Below are 12,505 nucleotides of genomic sequence, written 5' to 3' on the forward strand. Positions count from 1 at the left end.
CATCGAAGAATCCAGGCTGCTTGGGTTTGGGTTGCTTCCTGCGTTTGTCTTTCTTCATCGGCCTCGGGATCACTTTGCGCTTCGAGACTTTTTATCACATCGATTCCATACACACTACTCTAGAATGCTGAATTATTAGAGGTGCCCTAGCGTCAAGGCGCGCTGCGAGGAAGGCCAGGTCGAGGATGTTTATCCCTACCGCCAAGCCATACGCTTCGCGTCTCGCTTCCGTAAAGGCAATTTCAAGCCAAATCATTGATCTTTTCGTGTAATTCAAGAGACATTCTTCCCTCACCCTCGGTCCCTCTTCCGGCGGGAGAGGGAGACAAAAAGCCCTTCTCCCCACGGGAGAATGGTGGCTATGAGGGAAACGATCTTGAATTAAAGTACCGTCATGTTTTTTTGGAATGCCCGATAGTTAGAGAGGATTTATGGCCAAGCTACATACACCCCTGTGCGATCTTCTGGGGATTCGCCTCCCCATCATTCAAGCGCCCATGGCCAGTGCCGCGTCACCCGCGTTGGTGAAGGCGGTGTCCGCCGCCGGGGCGTTAGGGTCTTTCGGTTGCGCCTACTCTCAGCCGGAAGCGATGCTGAAAGAGGCCGCTGAAGTGAGGGCGCATACGAACAAGCCTTTTCAGCTCAATTTCTTCGTCTCCCCGCAGCCCGAGCCCGTGGCGGGCGCCTCGCAGCGCGCCGCCATCGATGCGGTCGCGCGTTATTACGCGGAACTCGGATTGCCGGCGCCGGAGCCGGTTCAGCCGCCTTTCGCCCCGGACTTGAATGCACAACTGGCCGCCGCCAAGGAAATCCGGCCCGCGGTGTTGAGCGTTCACCTGGCGGAATTACCAGTGCGCACCATTCGCGAGTTTCAATCCATGGGTGTCAGGGTGGGGGCCAGCGCGACATGCATCGCCGAGGCCAAGCACCTGGAGCGTTTGGGCGTGGATTACATCGTGGCGCAAGGCGGCGATGCGGGCGGGCACCGCGGCACGTACATGAAAGATCCCTACGACGCCATGACCGGCACCCTGTCACTTACGCGCATGTTGGTGCGTTCGGTGTCCACGCCCATCGTGGCGGCTGGTGGCATCATGGATGGCGCGGGTATCGCGGCGGCATTGGCCCTGGGCGCGCAAGGCGCGCAATTGGGTACGGCTTTCATTCCCTGTCCCGAGGCCGGGGCACCCGAAGTGCACAAGCGCAGCTTGCTCGCGCAACAAGACGACAACTCAACCATCACCGAAAAATTCACCGGCAAGCCCGCGCGCGGAATTACCAATCGCTATATTCGCGAAGCCAGATCGAACCCGCAACTACCGTTCCCCATCCAGCATGGATTGACGGGAAAAATGCGCGCCACTTCCGGCAAGACAGGCAACCCGGATTTCGCCGCCATGTGGTGCGGCCAAGCGGCGTCGCTGTCCCGCGCCCTGCCGGCGGCTCAGTTGGTGGCGGTGTTGGAAGCGGAGACCCTGGAAGCGCTCGACCGTTTGGCGAGCTTACGCGGCTAGAAAACGTAGCCGAATCCCGCTTGAATCACAGGCCATAAGCGGAAATCCTCGAGTTCGGTTTCCAATTGGGCTCGCTCTGCCTGCGCGTCGCTGGTGAGTTGGGCGCATTGGGCCGTGACGCCGCAGGTTAAATCGAGCCTCACCTTGGGCGATTGTTGGTACAGGACGCCCAAGTCAATGGAATAGGAAAATCCTTTCTTGGTCACGTTACCGAAGCCAACGCCCAGGAAGGGGGCGAACTTGTTGAATTCGATCTTTCCGGAAAGGGACCCGACTTCCGCGGCGTTGTAGGTCACTCCATTGAACTCGAAGGCGCCCCGGGTAGGCCGGGCCAGAACGGAGAAATTGGTCCCGTTGTAGAACGCGCCAAGACTCAAGCGGAAAGCATGGCCGCCAGGGTGCCAGTCGACGGTAATCCCCGCGCTGCGTAGCTTGAATTCAGCATCGTAATTTACATTACTCTCCGTGAGGGTCTCATCCACGCTGTAGCCATTCAAGCCCGCGCGAATGGCCCAATGCTCGGAGATGCCACCGCCCACCTCAAGGCCTAAGCCGAGAGTACCGAAACGCCCCAGCAAGGCAAGGCCACCTTGGCCCGCTTGTGCAGTGGCAATTCCGGCCAGAAGCGACATTCCCAAAAGAACATTTCGCGTGCTTTCTCCCTATCGGTTGGTGGCGACTCGGTTCGCCAGTGAGACTAAACTACGACAGGTCAAGCAAGTGCTTGAGAGCCGCCGCCGCGGTTGAGCCCCAAATAGTCACGCATTGAAGGAATACCATGAAAGATCCCATCGTAATCATATCCGCCGTGCGCACCCCCATGGGCGCATTTCAAGGCGAATTGAAGGACTTTACCGCGGCGGAGCTTGGAGCCCAAGCCATTCGCGCCGCCATCGACCGCAGCGGTATCGAACCGGCGGACGTGCAGGAAGTCATCATGGGTTGCGTGTTGCCCGCCGGCCAGGGCCAAGCCCCCGCGAGACAAGCGGCCCTGGGCGGCGGACTTCCGCTGTCCGTGGGGTGCACCACCATCAACAAGATGTGCGGATCTGGAATGAAAGCCGCCATGCTGGCCCACGACCTACTGGCCGCGCGAACCAACGACATCATGATCGCCGGCGGCATGGAGAGCATGACCAACGCGCCCTACCTCCTACCGAAGGCGCGCGCGGGTTACCGCATGGGACACCAGCAGGTGCTTGATCACATGTTCCTCGATGGATTGGAGGATGCCTATGACAAGGGGCGTTTGATGGGAAGCTTCGCGGAGGATTGCGCCGGCAAATTCGGATTTACCCGCGCCGAACAAGATGCCTTCGCCATCACCTCGCTTGAGCGTGCGCAAAAGGCCAACAATGAAGGCTGGTTCGCCTGGGAGACCGTGCCGCTATCCCTCAAATCGGGAAAGGGCGACCGCTTCATGGATAAAGACGAGCAACCCTTCAAAGCGAATTTCGAAAAGATTCCGCAACTCAAGCCAGCCTTCCGCAAGGACGGAACTGTCACGGCCGCTAACTCTAGTTCCATTTCCGATGGCGCCGCGGCGCTGGTGATGATGCGCCGCACAGTTGCCGAGAAGCGCGGCCTGCGTCCAATCGCCACGATAATAAGCCATGCCACTCATGCGCAAGAACCCGGTTGGTTCACCACGGCGCCTGTGGGTGCCATCCAGAAATTATTCGGCAAGACGGGTTGGAAGACCGAGGACGTGGATCTTTATGAAATCAACGAAGCCTTCGCCGTGGTGACCATGGCGGCGATGAGAAAACACACGTTGCCCCATGAGAAGGTCAATATCCACGGCGGCGCCTGTGCGTTGGGCCACCCCATCGGCGCGTCCGGTGCGCGCATACTCGTTACACTCATCGGCGCATTGCGTAAGCGGGGATCGAAGCGAGGGGTCGCCTGCCTGTGCATCGGTGGCGGAGAAGCGACCGCCATGGCAATCGAACTTTCTTGAGGAATGCAATCATGGCGCGCAAGCTAATATCATCGGGATCGAGCTTCGAGAAAACCGCCGGGTATAGCCGGGCCGTGGTGGACGGCGATTGGGTGTTTGTCAGCGGCACCACGGGTTACGACTATCCCACCATGACCATCAGCAACGATGTCGCCATGCAGACTCGCCAAGCCTTCGAAAACATCAAGGCCGCCTTGGCCCAGGCTGGTTGTACGCTGGCGGACGTGGTTCGCGTTCGCTATTACCTTGCGCAGCGGCAACACTTCCATGAGCTTGCCCCGGTATTCGGGCAGTATCTGGGTGAGGCGCGGCCGGCTGCCACGGCGGTCATTTGCGATTTGATCGAACCCGCAATGAAGATAGAGATTGAAGTGACGGCTCGAAAGCGCGCGTGACCGGATCCACCGGGGTAACGGGAACCGGCATGTAAGCGCCACTTACCACGCGGGGAAAGGATGGTCCACTGACCATGAAATTCGTGCATCGGATGACGTAATTTCATGGTAGAGTCTTTTAATGATTAGCCGCCAACCTACCCTGGAAGCTCTTGGGGCCGCGCTCTCTCGAAGCCGAATCGTCGTGCTGGCGGGGCCGCGCCAGTGCGGGAAAACCACGATGGCTCGCACGATGGTAGCGGAAGATTCGGCGAACTACTTCGATCTCGAAGATCCAGCCAGCCTCGCCCGTTTGAGCGAGCCCATGACCGCCCTTGCTCCGTTACGAGGCTTGGTCGTCATCGACGAAGTACAGAGGCGCCCAGAATTGTTTCCGGTGCTGCGAGTACTAGCGGACCGGCGCGAAGCCCCTGGCCAGTTTCTCGTTCTCGGTAGCGCCACGGGGGAATTGCTACGCCAATCGTCCGAGAGCCTCGCGGGCCGCGCGGAACGTGTTCATATGGGTGGCTTTACCCTGCCCGAATTGGGAGCCCTGGCGGAGAACCGCCTTTGGTTGCGCGGCGGATTTCCGCTTTCCTACCTCGCGAAGAACGATACCGATAGCGCGGTCTGGCGCAAAAACTTCATCCAGTCCCTACTGGAAAGCGACTTTCCGCAATGGGGTGTAAGGGTGCCATCGGCCGCGCTTCTACGCTTCTGGACCATGCTGGCGCACTACCATGGCCAAACATGGAATGCGGCGGAGCCGGCGCGTGCATTGGGCGTGAGTGAGTCCACCGCGCGCCGTTACCTGGATTTGCTCGCGGACGCTTACATGATCCGGGTGCTGCAGCCGTATCACGCCAACATCGCCAAGCGGCAAATCAAATCTCCGAAAATCTACTTCCGGGACAGCGGTCTCTTACATCAGATGCTGGGCATCTCCGCCGATAAAGCTCTTCTTACTCATCCGAAAGTGGGGGCGTCGTGGGAAGGGTTCGTTCTCGAGCAGACACTCGCGGTCTTGCAACCCGATGAGATCTATTATTGGGGCACGCACCAGGGCGCCGAGATTGACCTCGTGGCGAGAAAGGCCGGTATGTTGTTCGGCATCGAGTGTAAGCGCATCGACGCGCCGGCCATGACGCCCTCGATCAGAATCGCCATGGATGATCTTGGGCTGGATCGTGTCGCGGTGATTTACCCGGGATCGAAGCGCTATTCCATCGCCGAGCGAGTCGAAGCCGTGCCCTTGGGCTCCATCGTTTGGCCGGAGCGATACCTCGCCCGCCCGGAGTCCCATGGGATAGCATTGGCCAGATCATCATTGGACTGAACTCATGAATAAGCCCATCGATTTCTACTTCGACTTCACCTCGCCCTACGGTTATCTGGCGGCTACCAAGATCGGCGCGCTCGCACGCAAATACGGGCGTGACGTGAAATGGAATCCCATTTTGCTCGGCGTGGTATTCAAGGCCACCGGCTCACCCATCGTGGCGACCATGCCGCTTAAGGGCGATTACATTGCCCACGATGCCTTGCGCAGCGCGCGCTTCATGGATGTGCCCTTTCGTATGCCGGGCAAGTTTCCTATCGCGGGAGTGGCACCCGCGCGCATCGCTTGTTGGGTACGCAATAGCGCGCCGGAAAAAATAGAAGCGGCGGTGCTTGCCATGTATCGCGCGTACTTTGTGGATGACCTCGATATCTCCGCTCCCGAGATCGCCGCGAAGGCAGTGGCGCGCGCAGGTGTCGATGAAGCCGCGGCGCTCGCCGCGACGAACGACAGCACAATCAAGGAGCAACTCAAGAACGAAGTCCAGGCCGCCTTGGATCGCAAAGTATGCGGTTCGCCCTACGCCATCATCGATGGCGAGCCGTTCTGGGGAGCGGACCGGCTCGACCAGATGGACCGTTGGTTGCGGCAGGGCGGGTTCTAGCGGTGCCGCAACTTCAGTCCAAGCTCAACACGCGTTCGCCTGAATTCCTGGCGAATGCACAGGCGATGGACGCGCTGGTACGCGACCTACGAGCGAAGGCGGAATTGGTGGCGCAAGGCGGGGATGAAGCCTCACGCCAAAAACACGCGGCACGAGGGAAATTATTGCCGCGCGAGCGCGTGCGGCAATTGTTGGATCCCGGTTCGCCCTTTCTCGAACTCTCGCAGTTGGCCGCCTGGGACATGTACGACACGCCAGTTCCGTCGGCCGGCATCATCACGGGCATTGGCCGCATCGGCGGGCAGGAGTGCGTCGTTGTCGTGAATGACGCCACCGTCAAGGGCGGCACCTACTTTCCCGTGACGGTGAAGAAGCATCTGCGCGCCCAGGAAATCGCCCAGCAAAACCGCCTGCCGTGCATTTACCTGGTGGATTCGGGCGGCGCCAATTTGCCCAACCAGGACGAAGTTTTCCCTGACCGAGAGCACTTCGGGCGCATCTTCTACAACCAAGCCAACATGTCCGCGCTGGGCATTCCGCAGATCGCGGTGGTGATGGGTTCGTGTACCGCGGGGGGCGCCTATGTGCCGGCCATGTCGGACGAGGCCATCATCGTGAAGAACCAGGGCACCATCTTCCTCGGCGGGCCGCCCCTGGTGAAAGCCGCGACTGGCGAAGAAGTGAGCGCGGAAGAGCTAGGCGGCGCCGACGTGCACGCTCGAGTTTCTGGAGTGGCGGACCACTACGCCATGAACGACCAACACGCCTTGGAGATGGCGCGGCGCATCGTGGGCCATCTTAACCGGCGCAAATCCATCATGCCCGCCTTGCGCGAGCCGCGCGAGCCCGCCTACGATCCGGCGGAATTGCACGGCGTCATTCCCACTGACACGCGCAAGCCCTATGACGTACGAGAAGTCATCGCGCGCATGGCCGATGGCAGCGAGCTGGATGAGTTCAAGGCGCTCTACGGCACCACGCTGGTGTGCGGCTTCGCCCACATCTTTGGCTACCCCGTGGGCATCGTCGCCAACAATGGCATTCTCTTCTCAGAGTCTGCGCTGAAGGGCGCGCACTTCATCGAGCTATGCGCCCAACGCGGTATTCCGCTCATCTTCCTGCAGAACATCACGGGATTCATGGTGGGCAAGAAGTACGAAGCCGGCGGTATCGCGCGCGACGGCGCCAAGATGGTAACCGCAGTGGCCTGCGCCAAGGTGCCTAAATTCACCGTCATCATCGGCGGCAGCTTCGGCGCCGGCAACTACGGCATGTGCGGCCGCGCCTACTCGCCGCGCTTCCTGTGGATGTGGCCCAACGCCAGAATATCCGTATTGGGTGGCGAGCAAGCCTCTCGTGTGCTGGCGACAGTGAAACGCGAAGGCCTGGAGAAATCGGGCAAGACCTGGAGCAAGGAAGAAGAAGAAGTCTTCATGGCGCCCATTCGCGCTCAATACGAACATCAAGGCCATCCCTATTACGCCACCGCGCGGCTGTGGGACGACGGCGTGATCGATCCCGCCGAAACCCGTCGCGTGCTGGGGCTGGGAATATCGGCGAGCCTGAATGCACCCATCGAAGAGACGAAGTTTGGTGTGTTTAGGATGTAGATCTAGTTGAAGATGAAGACTCGCGGCTTAATAAGCCGTAATGGCAGTCCGCTGCCTGCGAATAGCGCCTGATTGGTTCAAGCCAGAACCCGCCCTACCCAAGGCTTACTCCCAGCACCTTCCCAATCCCATAAGTAAGCGCTCCGGCCGCCGCACCGATCAGCATCATGCGGAACCCGCCGCGGAAGGCGCGTCTTCCGGTGAACAGGCTAGAGGTTGCGCCCACGCCGAACAAGCTGGCGGCGGTGAGGCAGATGGTCCACGGCAGCGGAGTATTCAAATGCAGTGCAAAGGGTATTAGCGGAACCGCCGCACCCAATCCAAACGATGCGAAGGAAGACAAGGCCGCGCCCCATGGCGAACCCAGCTCGTCGGGGTTAAGGCCCAGCTCCTCGCGGGCCAGAGCGTCCAGGCCGCGTTCGGGATCGGCCACCATGGAGGCGGCGAGGCGCTGGGCTTCTGCTCTCTCCAAGCCGCGCGCTTCGTAGATCAAGGCCAGCTCGGAGGCTTCTTCTTCCGGGTATTCGGCCAGTTCGTCGCGCTCCAACGCGATTTGATATTCATACATTTCGCGTTGCGATCGCACCGAAACGTATTCTCCAGCAGCCATGGAGAAAGCACCTGCCAGCAGCCCGGCCACCCCAGAGAGCAGGATCAAGCCGGGTTGGGCCGTCGCGCCCGCCACGCCGAGAATTAGGCTGGCATTGGAGACCAAGCCGTCGTTCACGCCGAAGACAGCGGCGCGCAGGTTTCCCCCGCCGGACAGTCCGCTATGGGCGCGTTCCATTCCGGTGGCGGGATCGGGCGCCGCATGGCCCAAATCGGAACCGGTGTAGACGGACATCCCGCGCACTTTCATGGCCGCCAATACCGAATGCATCGCCCTGGGACCGTACCGGCGCGTAAGGCCGGCTACGATGCGCGTGCGCAATGACGGCGCAAACTCCGGCGGGACCGAAAGTCCCGTCTTGCTGGCCCTCTTCGCCCAATGTTCGGCTTGGCTCTCGGCTTCGCGTCCCAATTCCCTGAAGAGCTTTTCGCGCACCGTGCCGCGTTCAATCTCCGCCAGTACGCGGTAGAGGTAAGCGGAACCTTGTTCTTCTCGCCAGCTATGGAGTTCTTGCATGTCTACCTTTTGAATTAAACGCGAGGGCTTTAGGGCGCCTCTAAAAATGCACAGAATGGGGTGAGGTCGAGCCGAGGAGCGCAGGTGTACGAGGAGTACATTGAGCACCGCAGGTTCGAGATCGGCCCATTATGGGAATTTTTGGAGGCGCCCTTTAGCTATGCTACCGTCGCGCCCCATCTAAAGTGAACCATTATGCCGCTCGCCACCCTCGAATCCGTTTGCCTCGCTTATGGCCATGTGCCGCTTTTGGATCACGCCAGTCTCGTTCTCGAAAGCGGCGAGCGGGTTGGCCTGATCGGGCGCAATGGCACGGGCAAAAGCAGCCTCTTGAAAATCCTCGCCAATCAATCTCACCCCGACGATGGCGTGGTGTGGCACCGGCCCGGGCTGCGCTTGGCCTACGTGGCGCAAGAACCCATCTTGGATCCCACCCACACCGTATTCGAATCCGCGCTGCAAGGGCTGGGGCCGGTGAAACAACTACTGATCGACTACGACCACGTCATCCACGCGGTGGAGAAGGATCATAGCGATGAGTCGATGGCCCGGCTCACCCACCTATCGAGCGAACTGGATGCGCAGCATGCGTGGAGCTTCAAGTCGCGGGTGGAAATCGTGCTCTCGCGTCTGCAACTGAATGCGGAAGCGCTGGTGAGCACACTATCGGGAGGACAGAAGAAACGCCTGGCCCTGGCGCAAGCCATGGTGAGCGAACCCGAAGTCCTGTTATTGGATGAGCCCACCAACCATCTGGATATCTCATCCATCGAGTGGCTGGAATCGCTGCTCACGGAATTCACCGGCGCGCTGGTGCTCATTACCCATGACCGCCGCTTTCTCGACCTGGTGGTGACCCGCATCGCCGAACTGGACCGCGGCCGCCTCAACACTTATCCGGGCAATTTCTCGCAGTACCAAACCCTCAAGGCGCAGCAACTCGCCGATGAAACGGTGCGCAACGAGAAGTTCGATAAGTTGCTCGCGCAAGAAGAAGTGTGGATCCGGCGCGGCATCGAGGCACGCCGCACCCGCGATGTGGGGCGCATCCGGCGGCTAGAAGCCTTGCGGCTCGCGCGCGCGGCTCGCCGCGAACGCACGGGAACCGCGAAGATCGGCGTGGATGCGGGCGAGCGCTCCGGAAAACTCGTGGCGGAGCTGGACGGCGTGAGCAAATCCTTCGGTGACAAGGTGGTGGTGAAAAGCTTTTCTTGCCGCATCCAGCGCGGTGACCGCGTGGGATTCGTCGGGCCGAACGGCGCGGGTAAAACCACCTTGCTTAAACTGATCTTGGGGGAATTGCAGCCGGACGCGGGAAAAGTACGCTTGGGCTCGAAGCTCGCCATCGCTTACTACGATCAGTTCCGCAACCAACTTGACGAGGAAGCCACGGTACTGGACACCGTGGCGCAAGGTTCGGACTTCGTGGAAGTGGAAGGCCAGCGCAAGCACGTCATGAGCTACCTCGGCGAGTTTTTGTTTCCGCCACAACGCGTGCGCTCGCCGGTAAAGTCCTTGAGCGGGGGCGAGCGCAACCGGCTCTTGCTCGCGCGATTATTCACCAAGCCCGTGAACCTGCTGGTGTTGGACGAACCCACCAACGATCTGGACATCGAGACGTTGGAGCTATTGGAATCCCTACTTCAGGAATACGAAGGCACCGTGTTTCTCGTGAGCCACGACCGAGCGTTTCTCGATAACGTGGTGACGCAGGTCATCGCCTGGGATGGCCCAGGCAACTGGGTGGAGAATCCGGGCGGTTACGACGAGTGGATGCGGGTGGTGAGCGCCCGAGAAGAGCGCGCCAAGGTACCGCCACCGGCCGCCCCGAAACCCGTTGCCGCGCAACGCACCGCGCGCCCCGAGAAGTTGAGTTTCAAGGAAACCCAGGAACTGAAGTCGCTACCCGCGACGATCGAATCCCTGGAAAAAGAGCAAACGGAACTCAGCCGCGTTATGTCGGACGCGGGCTTCTACAAATCCGATCCTGCGGATGTGAAACGAGCGAGCGAGCGCGTCGCGCAAATCGAGCAACTACTCTCCGAAGCCCTGGAACGCTGGACCGAATTGGAAGCCAAGGCCCGCTGAGAAATTCGGGCTAGGTCAGCGGCAGCATTACCACCGCTTGGTAGGCGGGCCGTTGCTTGAGCAAACCGATCCAGCGCCGGATATTAGGAAATTCCTGGCGATCGATATCCAGGGAGAACCAGCGCCAGATAGCGCAACCCATGGGGATGTCGCCCATGGTCAAACGCTCGCCCGCCACGAAGGCGCGCTGCTTCAAATGATTGTCGAAGTAGCCAAGGATTTCGTTCGTGTTCATACGCGCGTCTTCCATGACCTTGGGGTCGCGCTGGTCCACCGGCGTGCGAACCAAATTCCAGAATAGCGGGCGGAAGGCGGGCCAGAAGGTGGTGTTCTGCCAGTCCATCCACATGTCCGCCTCGGCTCGCACCATGGGATCTTCGGGCCAGAGTTTTCCTTCTCCATGCTTGGCCGCCAAGTACCGAACGATGGCGTTGGATTCCCACATCACGAAGGCGCCGTCTTCCAGCGTAGGCACCAATCCGTTGGGATTGAGCGCGCGGTATTGCGGCGTGTTCACCACCCCGAAGGCCGCGCCCGCATCCAGGCGTTGGTACTGCAATCCCAATTCCTCGCAGCACCACAGCGGTTTTTGCACGTTGACGGAGTTGTTACGTCCCCAAATTTTCAGCATGACAAGCTCCTATTCCCCCGCGCGCATGCGATCGAGCGTGGCGTCGATCAATTTGCGCGAAATACTGATGGGATTGGGTAGGGTGGGCAGCCGGTCCAGGGTGAACCAGCCGGCGGCTTCGATCTCCGAGGGATCGGGTTGAATCTCGCCGCCGGCGTAATCGCAATTGAAAGCGATCATCAGGGAATGCGGGAAGGGCCAGGACTGGCTGGCGAAATAGCGCAGGTTGGTCACCGCTATTCCCACCTCCTCCTTCACTTCGCGGTGAAGACAATGCTCCAAACTCTCGCCCGGCTCCACGAAACCCGCCAACGCGCTGTACATACCAGGCGCGAAATGCGGTGAGCGCGCCAGCAGGAGTTCGTTATCGCGCCGGATGAGCGCCATCACCGCCGGAGCCATGCGCGGGTAATGCAGTTGGTCGCAACGCGGGCACTGGCGCGCCCGCTCCCCCGGCTTGATCACGGTCTGCGTACCGCAACGCCCGCAAAATTGGTGGCTGCGATCCCAATCCACGATCTGCACCGCGCGCCCGGCGATGGCGAAATGGCGATCGTCGAGCAGACCGAACAAACTGCGAAGCCCCGCCCAGATCATGCCGCCGGGGGCAGCCACCTGCGCTTCGCACTCCGCGGAGTAGCAGTGCACCTCGCCCAGGCGTCCAAGGTATTGCCGGCGCAAGGGTTTAAGACCTATCTCTTCCAGCTCGCGCAGGCGGGGAACTTCAGCGCGGACATGATCCTTGCGGACGAGCAATTGATTGCCCTGAAATGTGAACCACAAGGCCGATTCGGCAATTTCGCCGTCGGGCGCGACCAGTGGAAGAAAAATTTCGGACACGGCTAGGCTCAGTCGGCAGGTAGGTGCCGAATACTAATCCATCTCGGCGCACAGGTTGGATGGGTCCATCCGCACCCAGCTATTCCGCAATGTGCGGATTCCCCCTATCTGCGCTTCGAGGGACAATGCGAACGACGCATGTTTGTTCGATGGAGCAATGGAAAACTGTTTGGTAGCATGAAGACATGAAAATCGCAGCTGCGGCAAACCCCAGGGAAAGGCAAGAAGAACTCGGACAGTTCCTCACCGCTGCTCCAGTGGCGGATTTCATGTCGTCAATGTTTGGCCAACTTCCGCGAACGGTACGATTGCTTGATGCGGGCGCGGGCGCACTCGCCGCGGCTTTCGTCTCCCGGTGTCGTGAAGAACGCAGCGCAGTCGCTACCATCGAAGCCACCCTCTATTAAGTCGACGGCGCA

Annotated in this window: 12 protein-coding genes; 8 read left to right on the forward strand and 4 right to left on the reverse strand. The window is 60.2% G+C overall.

Annotation, left to right across the window (positions count from 1 at the left end):
- Positions 1-431: 431 nt before the first annotated feature.
- On the forward strand, positions 432-1,514 hold the full coding sequence (locus EXR36_06075; GenBank protein ID MSQ59210.1) for a DUF561 domain-containing protein: 1,083 nt from the start codon (positions 432-434) through the stop codon (positions 1,512-1,514).
- Here the strand turns inward: EXR36_06075 and EXR36_06080 are convergent.
- Positions 1,511-2,152 (reverse strand): hypothetical protein, encoded by a 642-nt coding sequence (locus tag EXR36_06080; protein MSQ59211.1) that lies wholly within the window; start codon positions 2,150-2,152, stop codon positions 1,511-1,513. The genes EXR36_06075 and EXR36_06080 overlap by 4 nt on opposite strands.
- Before the next feature lie 140 nt (positions 2,153-2,292).
- Here EXR36_06080 and EXR36_06085 point away from each other — a divergent pair, with 140 nt between their 5' ends.
- The 5 genes from EXR36_06085 (at position 2,293) to EXR36_06105 (ending at position 7,401) form a co-directional block, all read left to right on the forward strand.
- Positions 2,293-3,474 (forward strand): acetyl-CoA C-acyltransferase, encoded by a 1,182-nt coding sequence (locus tag EXR36_06085; GenBank protein MSQ59212.1) that lies wholly within the window; start codon positions 2,293-2,295, stop codon positions 3,472-3,474.
- 11 nt (positions 3,475-3,485) lie between these two features.
- On the forward strand, positions 3,486-3,869 hold the full coding sequence (locus EXR36_06090; GenBank protein MSQ59213.1) for a RidA family protein: 384 nt from the start codon (positions 3,486-3,488) through the stop codon (positions 3,867-3,869).
- Positions 3,870-3,990: 121 nt separating this feature from the next.
- The gene (locus EXR36_06095; GenBank protein MSQ59214.1) at positions 3,991-5,184 is read left to right on the forward strand and encodes an ATP-binding protein; all 1,194 of its coding nucleotides are present in this window, start codon (positions 3,991-3,993) and stop codon (positions 5,182-5,184) included.
- 4 nt (positions 5,185-5,188) lie between these two features.
- On the forward strand, positions 5,189-5,791 hold the full coding sequence (locus EXR36_06100; GenBank protein ID MSQ59215.1) for a 2-hydroxychromene-2-carboxylate isomerase: 603 nt from the start codon (positions 5,189-5,191) through the stop codon (positions 5,789-5,791).
- 2 nt (positions 5,792-5,793) lie between these two features.
- Positions 5,794-7,401, forward strand: a complete 1,608-nt coding sequence (locus EXR36_06105; protein ID MSQ59216.1) for a methylcrotonoyl-CoA carboxylase — start codon at positions 5,794-5,796, stop codon at positions 7,399-7,401.
- A 94-nt stretch (positions 7,402-7,495) separates the two neighbouring features.
- Here the strand turns inward: EXR36_06105 and EXR36_06110 are convergent, their stop codons facing one another.
- Positions 7,496-8,527: a hypothetical protein gene (locus EXR36_06110; GenBank protein ID MSQ59217.1), complete on the reverse strand. Its 1,032-nt coding sequence runs from the start codon at positions 8,525-8,527 to the stop codon at positions 7,496-7,498.
- 195 nt (positions 8,528-8,722) lie between these two features.
- Between EXR36_06110 and EXR36_06115 the strand changes: the two genes are divergently transcribed.
- Positions 8,723-10,615 carry an ATP-binding cassette domain-containing protein gene (locus EXR36_06115; GenBank protein MSQ59218.1) on the forward strand — a complete coding sequence of 631 codons (1,893 nt, stop codon included), beginning with the start codon at positions 8,723-8,725 and terminating at the stop codon, positions 10,613-10,615.
- 10 nt (positions 10,616-10,625) lie between these two features.
- Here the strand turns inward: EXR36_06115 and EXR36_06120 are convergent, their stop codons facing one another.
- The gene (locus EXR36_06120; GenBank protein ID MSQ59219.1) at positions 10,626-11,246 is read right to left on the reverse strand and encodes a glutathione S-transferase family protein; all 621 of its coding nucleotides are present in this window, start codon (positions 11,244-11,246) and stop codon (positions 10,626-10,628) included.
- A gap of 9 nt (positions 11,247-11,255) precedes the next feature.
- Positions 11,256-12,077 carry an NAD(+) diphosphatase gene (locus tag EXR36_06125; protein ID MSQ59220.1) on the reverse strand — a complete coding sequence of 274 codons (822 nt, stop codon included), beginning with the start codon at positions 12,075-12,077 and terminating at the stop codon, positions 11,256-11,258.
- A gap of 194 nt (positions 12,078-12,271) precedes the next feature.
- On the opposite strand from EXR36_06125, the gene EXR36_06130 reads away from it, so the two are divergent.
- The gene (locus EXR36_06130; protein MSQ59221.1) at positions 12,272-12,493 is read left to right on the forward strand and encodes a hypothetical protein; all 222 of its coding nucleotides are present in this window, start codon (positions 12,272-12,274) and stop codon (positions 12,491-12,493) included.
- The last annotated feature ends 12 nt before the right edge of the window (positions 12,494-12,505 follow it).

This window comes from Betaproteobacteria bacterium (assembly GCA_009693245.1).
In the GTDB taxonomy this organism is placed as follows: Bacteria; Pseudomonadota; Gammaproteobacteria; order Burkholderiales; family SHXO01; genus SHXO01.

Excerpts from the sequence above, each read along its gene's own strand:
- EXR36_06075 (MSQ59210.1), top strand. The coding sequence starts at position 432 with ATGGCCAAGCTACATACACCCCTGTGCGATCTTCTGGGGATTCGCCTC.
- EXR36_06085 (MSQ59212.1), top strand. The coding sequence starts at position 2,293 with ATGAAAGATCCCATCGTAATCATATCCGCCGTGCGCACCCCCATGGGC.
- EXR36_06090 (MSQ59213.1), top strand. The coding sequence starts at position 3,486 with ATGGCGCGCAAGCTAATATCATCGGGATCGAGCTTCGAGAAAACCGCC.
- EXR36_06095 (MSQ59214.1), top strand. The coding sequence starts at position 3,991 with ATGATTAGCCGCCAACCTACCCTGGAAGCTCTTGGGGCCGCGCTCTCT.
- EXR36_06100 (MSQ59215.1), top strand. The coding sequence starts at position 5,189 with ATGAATAAGCCCATCGATTTCTACTTCGACTTCACCTCGCCCTACGGT.
- EXR36_06110 (MSQ59217.1), bottom strand. The coding sequence starts at position 8,527 with ATGCAAGAACTCCATAGCTGGCGAGAAGAACAAGGTTCCGCTTACCTC.
- EXR36_06115 (MSQ59218.1), top strand. The coding sequence starts at position 8,723 with ATGCCGCTCGCCACCCTCGAATCCGTTTGCCTCGCTTATGGCCATGTG.
- EXR36_06120 (MSQ59219.1), bottom strand. The coding sequence starts at position 11,246 with ATGCTGAAAATTTGGGGACGTAACAACTCCGTCAACGTGCAAAAACCG.
- EXR36_06130 (MSQ59221.1), top strand. The coding sequence starts at position 12,272 with ATGAAAATCGCAGCTGCGGCAAACCCCAGGGAAAGGCAAGAAGAACTC.